The sequence below is a fragment of the Aphanizomenon sp. CS-733/32 genome, from assembly GCF_028330045.1.
Taxonomy (GTDB): domain Bacteria; phylum Cyanobacteriota; class Cyanobacteriia; order Cyanobacteriales; family Nostocaceae; genus Dolichospermum; species Dolichospermum gracile.
Window position 1 is genome coordinate 1 of the sequence record NZ_JAQMSE010000126.1, and the last position, 9,589, is coordinate 9,589.

At 39.4% G+C, this 9,589-nt stretch carries 8 protein-coding genes; 5 read left to right on the forward strand and 3 right to left on the reverse strand.

The window, feature by feature from the left end; genetic code table 11:
* Positions 1 to 441: 441 nt before the first annotated feature.
* The 3 genes from PN471_RS09520 to PN471_RS09530 all read right to left on the reverse strand — a co-directional run bounded on the left by PN471_RS09520 (position 442) and on the right by PN471_RS09530 (position 2,411).
* The gene (locus tag PN471_RS09520) at positions 442 to 1,281 is read right to left on the reverse strand and encodes a DNA-formamidopyrimidine glycosylase (RefSeq protein WP_193895909.1); all 840 of its coding nucleotides are present in this window, start codon (positions 1,279 to 1,281) and stop codon (positions 442 to 444) included.
* A gap of 117 nt (positions 1,282 to 1,398) precedes the next feature.
* Positions 1,399 to 1,614, reverse strand: coding sequence for a photosystem I reaction center subunit IV (locus PN471_RS09525; protein ID WP_027400975.1), 216 nt, complete (start codon positions 1,612 to 1,614; stop codon positions 1,399 to 1,401).
* A gap of 212 nt (positions 1,615 to 1,826) precedes the next feature.
* On the reverse strand, positions 1,827 to 2,411 hold the full coding sequence (locus PN471_RS09530; protein WP_271776637.1) for a PAP/fibrillin family protein: 585 nt from the start codon (positions 2,409 to 2,411) through the stop codon (positions 1,827 to 1,829).
* Positions 2,412 to 2,655: 244 nt separating this feature from the next.
* Between PN471_RS09530 and PN471_RS09535 the strand changes: the two genes are divergently transcribed.
* From PN471_RS09535 to PN471_RS09555, 5 genes are all read left to right on the forward strand, one after another.
* The gene (locus PN471_RS09535) at positions 2,656 to 2,895 is read left to right on the forward strand and encodes a DUF3134 domain-containing protein (RefSeq protein WP_168465131.1); all 240 of its coding nucleotides are present in this window, start codon (positions 2,656 to 2,658) and stop codon (positions 2,893 to 2,895) included.
* Positions 2,896 to 3,092: 197 nt separating this feature from the next.
* The gene (gene mraY, locus PN471_RS09540) at positions 3,093 to 4,193 is read left to right on the forward strand and encodes a phospho-N-acetylmuramoyl-pentapeptide-transferase (protein ID WP_271776638.1); all 1,101 of its coding nucleotides are present in this window, start codon (positions 3,093 to 3,095) and stop codon (positions 4,191 to 4,193) included.
* Between the two features lie 433 nt (positions 4,194 to 4,626).
* On the forward strand, positions 4,627 to 5,706 hold the full coding sequence (locus tag PN471_RS09545; protein WP_271776639.1) for a S1C family serine protease: 1,080 nt from the start codon (positions 4,627 to 4,629) through the stop codon (positions 5,704 to 5,706).
* A 254-nt stretch (positions 5,707 to 5,960) separates the two neighbouring features.
* Positions 5,961 to 6,530, forward strand: coding sequence for a COP23 domain-containing protein (locus PN471_RS09550; protein ID WP_271776640.1), 570 nt, complete (start codon positions 5,961 to 5,963; stop codon positions 6,528 to 6,530).
* 287 nt (positions 6,531 to 6,817) lie between these two features.
* Positions 6,818 to 9,367 (forward strand): tetratricopeptide repeat-containing S1 family peptidase, encoded by a 2,550-nt coding sequence (locus tag PN471_RS09555; protein ID WP_271776641.1) that lies wholly within the window; start codon positions 6,818 to 6,820, stop codon positions 9,365 to 9,367.
* The last annotated feature ends 222 nt before the right edge of the window (positions 9,368 to 9,589 follow it).

A 9,589-nucleotide genomic window follows, 5' to 3' on the forward strand; every position in this document is an offset into this window, starting at 1 on the left:
CGTCGCTGTAGCCTTCTTTGTTTTCGCTACGCTCAAATACAATTTGGGCTACGCAACTCAACTCACGCGCATTCATCCCACGCTCCTAAGAGTGAGACGTGGGGCTTCTGCTGATTAAGCTAAATAGGGGTTGCTGAATAAGTTGTCTGTGAGGGGAGGTGACAGGTGACAGGTGACAGGTGACAGGTTACAGGTGACAGGTTACAGGTGACAGGGAAGGAATTTTCTTCTTTCTTCTTTCTCCTGAACTCCTGATAGCGCAGCGTGGCGTTAGCCATACTCCTGAACTTATTGAACTTATTAATAAATGGTTTTAGCTTTATTTAGCAATCCCTAAATAAAAAACTTGACACTCTCCGCGTCTAAAGACGCGGAGATTCGACAGAGAGTATAAGTTTGATGAAAACCTATATTTTTGGGATGGGGCTTCTGTCGGGAAAGCTAACTTTGACATTGAGGACAGAAATGACTAGAACGCCCACCTAACTTAATTCGTTGGATGACACGACCACAAACCTTGCAAAGTTCGCCAGTGCGGTTATAAACCCAGGCTTCACCGCCATAATTACCGTTAACGCCTTTCACACTCAAGAAATTACTAAAAGTCGTTCCACCTACCGCAATACTCGCTGATAAAACTTGAATAATTGCCGTTCGTAAAAGTTCAATTTGGGGAAGTTGTAATTCTGTACAGAGAGTAGTTGGTAAAATCCCACTTTTAAATAAAGCTTCATCTGCATAAATATTACCTAATCCTGCCACCATTGACTGATCTAATAATCCAGTTTTAATAGGACGACGGGATTTTTTTAATTTATCAGCAAAATACGCCACAGTGAACTCTGGGGAAAAGGGGTCAACTGCCAATTTTGCCAAACCTGTAATAATACTTTCTACAGCTACATGACTAGGAACATACCACATTTGCCCGAAGGTGCGCTGGTCAACAAAGCGTAATTCTTGCTTTTCCCCAAAAAATAACCTCACTCTGGTGTGTTTGTGTAAAGGTTGATCTTGGGTTAACCAAAGTAACTGACCGGTCATGCGGAGGTGAACTCCTAAATAACTGGGAGAAGGTGAGGAAAGTTCAGCCAAGAGATATTTACCACGACGATGCCAGGTAGTAATAGTATTCCCTTTAACTTTATCAATAAATTCATCAACGGAAAACGGGTAGGCAATGGTGCGTTGTAGCAACACATCTCCCCCCGTCACTTCTTGACTCAGGGTTAATTGATTCAAACCCCGGCGGACTGTTTCAACTTCAGGCAGTTCAGGCATTCAAGCAAATAATATTTTTAGGGAAAGGTATGGTCAAACAGAGGAAATAGACAAGATTTTTACCTTGACATCTTTTTCTAATTATTCCATTAAACAATCCCCTTGATGCTTGACTATTTATTTGGCTGCGGCTTTGGGTTTAGGTGCTTCCACCTCAATTAATTCATCTACAGCAAAGTTGTTGGTGTTGAGATCAGAGTAGTTAACTTTGTCAAAGCGAACAATTACAGGGTATTTAATCCCGCTTTTGTCAACAGAAACCACTGTACCAAGATCCTGAAACCAGTAGGACTCAGGGCGGAGAACACGTACTTTAGAACCACGTTGAACCATGATGGATCTTCCCTTTTGAAGTATGAATTGCCGTTAAAGTAGGGCTGATTGTTTTCACTCTACAACCTCAAGGTATTTGCTTGTGGTTTTGTTAAGTTATTTGTCAAATTGCTGGGTTTTCATGGGTAATGAGTTGTTAATCTTCTCGTGACTTCTTGACAAACTACCCATAATAGGGTAAGTTCATTCCCAAACACTCCTGGCAAAATGTTCTATGTCTTACTTAATACAAAAACACTACCTTCGTTCCCCCTACCTATACGGAGATTATTATCTATATAAGTAATATCGAGCCAACCTTGTTGTTGTTCACCTTGAATGGGAAAATCAAAAGCGGTAAATTTTTTGCCTAATTCAATTTGTTGGATGAAGTTTCCCGGTGTTGTATAGCCAATTAGGCTTTGTAAACCAATTATAGAACGCTGGAATTTTACTTGCACACGCTGTTGGGATACTGGTTCAAACTTAGCAGCAACGCTAACTACTCCTGCGAATAAAGGAATGCCATAAATCTCAGCTATGTTATAAACACTGTTGCTTTCTACCCGAATACATTGGTAAATTTGACCAAGTTTACAAAAGGGTAAACGATCTATGTTTAATAAGGCTTTGCTCGTGGTGTATAGTAGTCGCCAGTCACCTTCTAGTAAATTACTAGCTGCTAATGGTCGTGGCGTGGGACTAAAGTCTTCTAAGTTGGCGATCGCTGCTAAAATGGCTTGTTGTTGTGGCTGACTTGCCAATAAACCGCGATTAGTGCCAACAATTAGATCAATAAGAGTTGATTTGCCTATCATTACCCAATGCCTCAAGAGTTTACATGATGAAATAGCATTAATAAAATATTAATGTTCTTTGTCTATAACCATACAATTGATGAATAATGCCTTTTTGACTACCGTTCGCTCATTAAATGAAAATTTTCTTTGATTCGGATTCAGCAGTTAAAGACCTGTATGAAGGAATAAATTAACTCGTATCAAGTCAGTATGATAGACTCTTAGTGTCTAGTTATATAAACCCCCGTGTGTGATTGTTAATATGTTAGATTCTCCCCTCCGTGAAGCCCCCCGAAACCAGCGAGCATCAGTTATTCCCTTAAAACAAGAGTCCTCTATGTTGGACTGGCTGCGGCTGAGTGGCCGACTGATAGCCCGTGATATCCATGACACCGAATCGCGGGAAGATGTAGAAGTAATATCCGATTTTCTGGGCGCAGACGACGGAATTGGTGATATTGATTATGATGATGACGATGATACACCTGTTGATGATGACTAGCACCCCAGGGCGGAAGTCAAAAGTCAAAAGTCAAAAGTCAAAAGTAATATTAAGCAAGCTTTTTGGCGATTGAGAATGGTTAGTTTATTGACGCTGTGCTGTACTAGTTCCCAAAATACTGCGAACTATCAGCTAAAAACAGTCTCTATGGCTTTATTTAGGTTTTTTTAAAGTGTGGAGTGAAGGGAATTTTTTTTGTGGACGCTAAATTATCTCCTAACCAAAGTTTGAATTTTTCGGGAATTGGCTTGGCTTCCTTGCTGGCCTTGGTACTGAGTGCAACAGCCTTGATTTTCGATAGCATGGGGCATAGAACCCCTTGGTATCCGATTTCCCTCACCCTACCTTTTTTATTCACTGCTGTGGGTGTGACAATTCTGGGACAGTGGGTGATTCCTCTGTTACAAAGGCTGAAAACGGGGCAGATTATCCGGGAAGATGGCCCCCAGGCACATCTCAAAAAGGCAGGAACACCAACTATGGGAGGTATATTTTTTATCCCTGTAGCGGTAGTAATTGCTTGTATATTGGCGGATTTTTCTGAAAATGTCCTGGCGGTTTCGGCTTTAACTCTCAGCTACGGTTTCATTGGTTGGATAGACGACTGGCAAATTTTGCGTCGGAAGTCTAACAAGGGAATTTCTCCGAAGATGAAGTTAGCTTTGCAAGTGATCTTTGGGGCTGTGTTCTGTGTCTGGTTGATGTTTAAAGGTGACTTTAGTATAACTAATATCCATTTACCTTGGGTGGGTTTATCCTTACCTTTGGGACCGTTGTTCTGGCCTGTAGCCGGGTTTGTCCTGGTGGCAGAGAGCAATGCTACTAATTTAACAGATGGGATTGATGGTTTAGCGGCGGGAACAGTAGCGATCGCTATTTTCGCATTAGGTGTGATTATTGCGCCAACTTCTCCCGACTTAATGGTTTTTTGTGCTGCTGTCAGTGGTAGTTGCTTAGGCTTTTTAGCCTATAACCGCAACCCGGCTAGTGTTTTCATGGGTGATACCGGTTCTTTAGCCTTGGGTGGCGCTTTAGCTGCGGTTGCACTGTTAACAAATAGCTTGGTAGCCCTGTTTATCCTGAGCGGGATTTTCTTTATAGAAACCCTCTCTGTCATGGCACAAGTTAGCTATTATAAAGCGACAAAGGGACCAGACGGCAAAGGTAAACGTTTATTTAAAATGGCACCTTTACATCATCATTTAGAATTAACTGGTTGGTCAGAATTGCAAGTAGTGGCTGTATTTTACATTGTCGCCGCTTTTCTAGCTTCCCTTTGTATTATGTCCCTAAAATAATCAGTTTTGTTTTAAAAATAAAAATTCACAACCTCCAAATTTGGAGGTTGTTTTTGTTTTGAAATTGGGGTTCTGTCCAGGACGTGAAATTACCCCAATTCCCAATACTCAAATTGTCATTTAAGTAAGTAGACGAAAATAAATCAAAGTAGATTAAGTAACGTAAAAAATCTGGAGATGATTTCGTAGTAAGGGCTTCAGCCCTCAAATGAGGAATAAATTCCTCACTACAAACTTTGAATTATTCAAGCCGTTTTACTTACACCCTTGAGGAGTTGAGCAAATTCAGGGGATTATTGGGATATTTTGCCAGATAGAAACAAAATATTTGTTACTTACGTCTAATCACTAGACTGCTGTAACAAGCAATGTTACGCTTTAAGTTTACACGGCAGTAGGTTGGGTGTAAAGTTACCAGGGAATCTAAACCAACATGAAGCATCTATCGTACCGCTATGGTATTTTGACGCTTTTTTATATATGTACCCTCATGGGTATAACTAGAAATAATAGCGTCTTTGCATTAACGGTTGAGGAAGAAGCAAATCGAGTTTGTACTCAAGGGAGTGCTGCCGTTATCACAGTTAAAACTGGTAATGGACATGGTAGCGGTTTTTTGGTCAGTCAGGATGGCTTAATTATTACCAACGCTCATGTTGTAGATGGTAGTCCTAGCGTTGTTACTGTCGTGTTTCGGGATGGTAAGCAATTACCAGCAGATGTGATAGGTTTTGCTAGGGGTGGAGTGGATTTAGCAGCTTTAAAAATCCAAAACCGCAGGAACTTACCATACCTAAGTTTAGCTCGTCCTGGAACAGCAAAGGTAGGTTATCGAGCATTTGCGATTGGTAGTCCTCTTGATACTGATAACCGTGATACCTGCACCCAAGGTAATATTAGCCGGATTCGTCCCGACGGAACTATTCAACATACCGCATTTTTAAATCCTGGAAATTCTGGCGGACCATTATTAAACAGCCAAGGGGGAGTTATTGGTGTTAATACCAGCGTAGCTTTAGCTCCCATTATTGTTAATGGTATACCAATGGGTGGTGTACCTGGTGGAACTGGAATTAACCTTTCTCAACCAGGAGAGAAAGTCAAATCTTTTCTAGCAGATATCAAACAACAAAAAGTTTCTCCTATCTCGACCATCCCTACATCAAAAGAACCATCTATAGAAACCATTTCTCTTGATGGTCAAGTAATTAATGGTAGTTTAAATGGCAGTCCTAATGGTTATATATTTTCAGGTAAAGCAGGTCAAACAGTTGTGATTGAAATGGATAGTCAGAAGATTAATCCATTCTTAACCTTATCTCAAGTTATTGAATCTGATGCTGGGAAAGAGATTGAAAAAATTGCTGAAAATGACGACAAAGGAGCAGGTAATTTTAATGCTAGGATTGTCGCTACTTTACCAGCAGATGGAATTTATTTAATAGTTGCCAATTCTTCCGAAAGGGGGGAAACTGGTAATTATAGTTTACGCGCTATTTCTAAATATGAGTAGGTTGGGTTGAAGAATGAAACCCAACATTCTTAAACAACAACGTTCTAACTGTGTTGGGTTTCGCTGTTGCTCACTGGATTTTCTTGTTTCCCCCCTTGATAAGGGGGGACTCAGGGGGGTAAAAATGTGATGAAAATTACGGGATACCACTTTGAAAAACAAACACCCTCTAACTGTGTTGAATTTCGCTGTTGCTCTACCCAACCTACATTTTCACAATCAACATTAATTTTTTAACTAAGGACTCAAAAATCATGAAATTACAATCACTTTCCACCTGTTTAGGATTAACAACATTGACCTTAACCATGACCATAAATCCTGGTTTAAGTCAAGATAATGCTTCTGAAAATCAACCCAATCAAGTCACATTTTTCTGTCAAGAAATATTTGATCAAGCCAGTGGTGAAAAAGTTCCCGCTACCATTGCTTGGGTTCCTGAACGTCAAGGTCACGTACGGTTTATTGGTTGGAAATCCGAGTATTTTGCCAAAGGTAGCTGGACTCCCCAAAAACGTTGCCAAGAAGTATCTAAAAAATTCCATAATTTCTATGAAGCAGGTCGTTTAAATCGCTTGACAACGGGTAAAAATAAGGGTTATTCTGTGGTTTGTGCTGTGGCAAGTAATGAACAAACTTGTAATGGTAACAATCAATTATTTACCCTAAAAAATAATACTGACCCAGGATTAGTTTTAGAGCAACTTGTGAATATAGCCCAGGGTAAAAGTTCAGAACCACTTTGGCAAAATTCAGGAAATAGAAAGTATTTGAATGTGGGTAAATATTTGCAAAATGCCCCACTTGTGAATATTAAAAAATAGCCATTCTTGACATTGACTGTATTTGAAACAGAACCTCAAACTTCCATTTTCAACCACAGTCTGGAAACAAGTTCAAAATTCCCATAAATTCCCATAGTCGGTTTTAACCGACTTTAGCTATTAGGAATTTATTCCCTGGCTAAAATCTGGCTAAAATCTGGCTAAATCTGGCTAAATCTGGCTAAAATCCCTTGTTTATCTTGATTTATCGAACAACAAATTCAAAGAATGGTGCGTTACGCTGTCGCTAACGCACCCTACAAATCATCTACTAATCAACAACTAACATGAACCGTAACATTGCTATTATTTCCTCCTTATTATTCCTATCTTTCCCATCATTGACATTAGCAAATGTTTCCCGTTCCTTAGCTCAAACAATTACCCCGCCTACCTGTAATATAAAACCCGATAACCCCGAAAGTGGAGAATATGATTCACTCCAAAAACTCCAAACCCTTGCTAAACAAATTACAGTCAGAGTCATTGGTGATAATAACGGCGGTTCAGGAACAATATTGGCTAAAAAGGGCAATTCTTATTTAGTTGTTACCAACTCTCATGTCTTACTGGGAGTTAATAAAGTTCAAATTAAAACACCTGACAATCAAATCTATTCAGCCCAAATTTTGCCTAATACTGATTTTTTGCCTAATACTGATTTTGGTAAACTAGATTTAGCTGTTTTGCAATTTACATCTAATCAAAATTATTGTCTACCTAAAGAAATTGCTAGTTTCGATATTAATACAGATACACCAGTTATAGCCGCTGGCTATTCTAGCAGCAAAGGAGAAATGTTATTTAGAACTGGAACAGTAAAACAAATAATTTCTCAACCTAGTTTAAAAGCCGGATATGAAATTGGTTATACCAGCCATATTGAACAGGGAATGAGCGGCGGTCCAATTATTAGTAGTCTAGGGTATCTCCTGGGAATTAATGGCATTAGTTCCTATCCTGTAGACAATTCTGGTTATGTTTATACCAACGGAAAACGCCCCACAAATCCAGAAATTCAAGAATTTAGAAAACTGAGTTGGGGAATACCCATTAAAACCGTGTTAGCTCAAGTTAAACCAGAAATTCTCACCGCTTATAATTTACCTATACCAGATATTAAACAGACAATAGCAGAAGTACCATTAACAGGTTGGTTGGGAGAATTAGAAGCAAAAGCTCAACAAATTACCGTCAGAATTGATAGTAGTAGCGGTACTAATGGTTCAGGAATTATTATTGCTAAAGAAGGAGATACTTACACCGTTTTAACTGCGGCTCATGTAGTTTGTAAACCACCAGATAAAGTAGGACCATGTGAGCCAAATACCTATAAAATCCTCACAGTAGATGGTAAACAATATCCCGTAGAACCCAGCACGATTAAATTAGAAGAAGGGGTAGATTTAGCGGTAGTTAAATTCACCAGTCAGGAAAATTATCAAGTTGCAACTTTAGCAAATTATAACCCAAGAGATGATGAATATATGTTCACTGCTGGTTATCCCAGGTTAGGAGAAAAATCACCTTGGCGGTTTACATTGGGACAAATTTATAGTAAAGAAAGAGGATTATTCCAAACTACCCAATCAGATTTTAACAATAACAGTTTGAGTACAGCCCAAAGTGCAGCTTCTTTAACAGGAGGATATGAATTAGTTTATAGTAGTATCACCTTTGGCGGCATGAGTGGGGGACCTGTTTTAGATTCCCAAGGGCGGGTAATTGGTATTCATGGCAGAACTGAGGGAGAAGCTGCTATTGATAATAATAATAGTAGTAGTCAAGAAACTATCCAATTAGGTAATAGTTTGGGTATTCCGGTGAGTACATTTTTGGCATTAGCTACCCGACTGAATACCCAAGCACAAAAGATAGAAACCACCCCAACACCAGAACTAAATCAACAAGAAGTTAAGTCTATTCAAACAACGATTTTATCTGTAGATGTATCTCAAAGTAGTACTACCGCCAGTCAATGGTTAGCAAGAGGAAATCAACTGTGGCGCTTACGTCGTTATCCAGAAGCTATACAGGCTTTTGACGCAGCAATTAAGCAAAAACCAGAGTTTATTCACCTGGCTTATTATGGCAAAGGTTTGGCGTTATATTGGAGTGGAAAAGGTTCAGAAGCTATAACTGCATTAGAACTAGCAGTGAAATTTAAACCAGAGTTTGTTCCTGCTTGGAATTATTTAAGTGTAGCTTATAGAGAATCAAACCAACTGGATAAAGCCTTAGCAGCCATAAATCAAGCCATTCAACTCCAGCCCAATAATCCTAATTTGTATAATCAGAAGTATGTAGTTCTAAGTGATTTAAAAAGATATAGAGAAGCAGAAGCTGCGATAAATAAAGCCATTGAACTCAGTCCCCGTGCAGCATTTTACTACAACCGGGGATTTGTCCGTGATGAATTAGGAGATAAGCAAGGTGCTATAGATGATTACACCCAAGCTATCAAGTTTAATCCTAACCTTGCCCAAGCCTACAACAACCGGGGAATTGTCCGTAAGGAATTAGGAGATAAGCCAGGTGCAATAGATGATTACACCCAAGCTATCAAGATTAATCCTAACTATGCCCAAGCCTACAACAACCGGGGAATTGTCCGTAATGAATTAGGAGATAAGCAAGGTGCTATAGATGATTACAACCAAGCTATCAAGATTAATCCTAACTTAGCCCAAGCCTACTACAACCGGGGAATTGTTTATTATCAACTTGGTGACAAACAAAAAGCCAGAGAAGACCTGCAACGAGCAGCGCAATTGTTCATGGCTCAAGGGAATACTGCTCTTTATGAAAAAGCTATGGCTTTATTAAAACGGTTGTAGGGAGTTTCTTTGGTGATGTTAATTGTGATTTTGTCAGAATCAGGATGTCCAGGATTTAAGGATTAACAGGATGTGATTGTGAGATTTTCCCTCGTTCCCTGGTTCTGCTGGGGAATGTTCACGGGAGGCTCTGGATGATAACAATAATATTTTGTCAGAATCAGGATGTCCAGGATGTGATTTCTTGATTGTCTATAAACATCCAGATTTAAGGATAAAAAA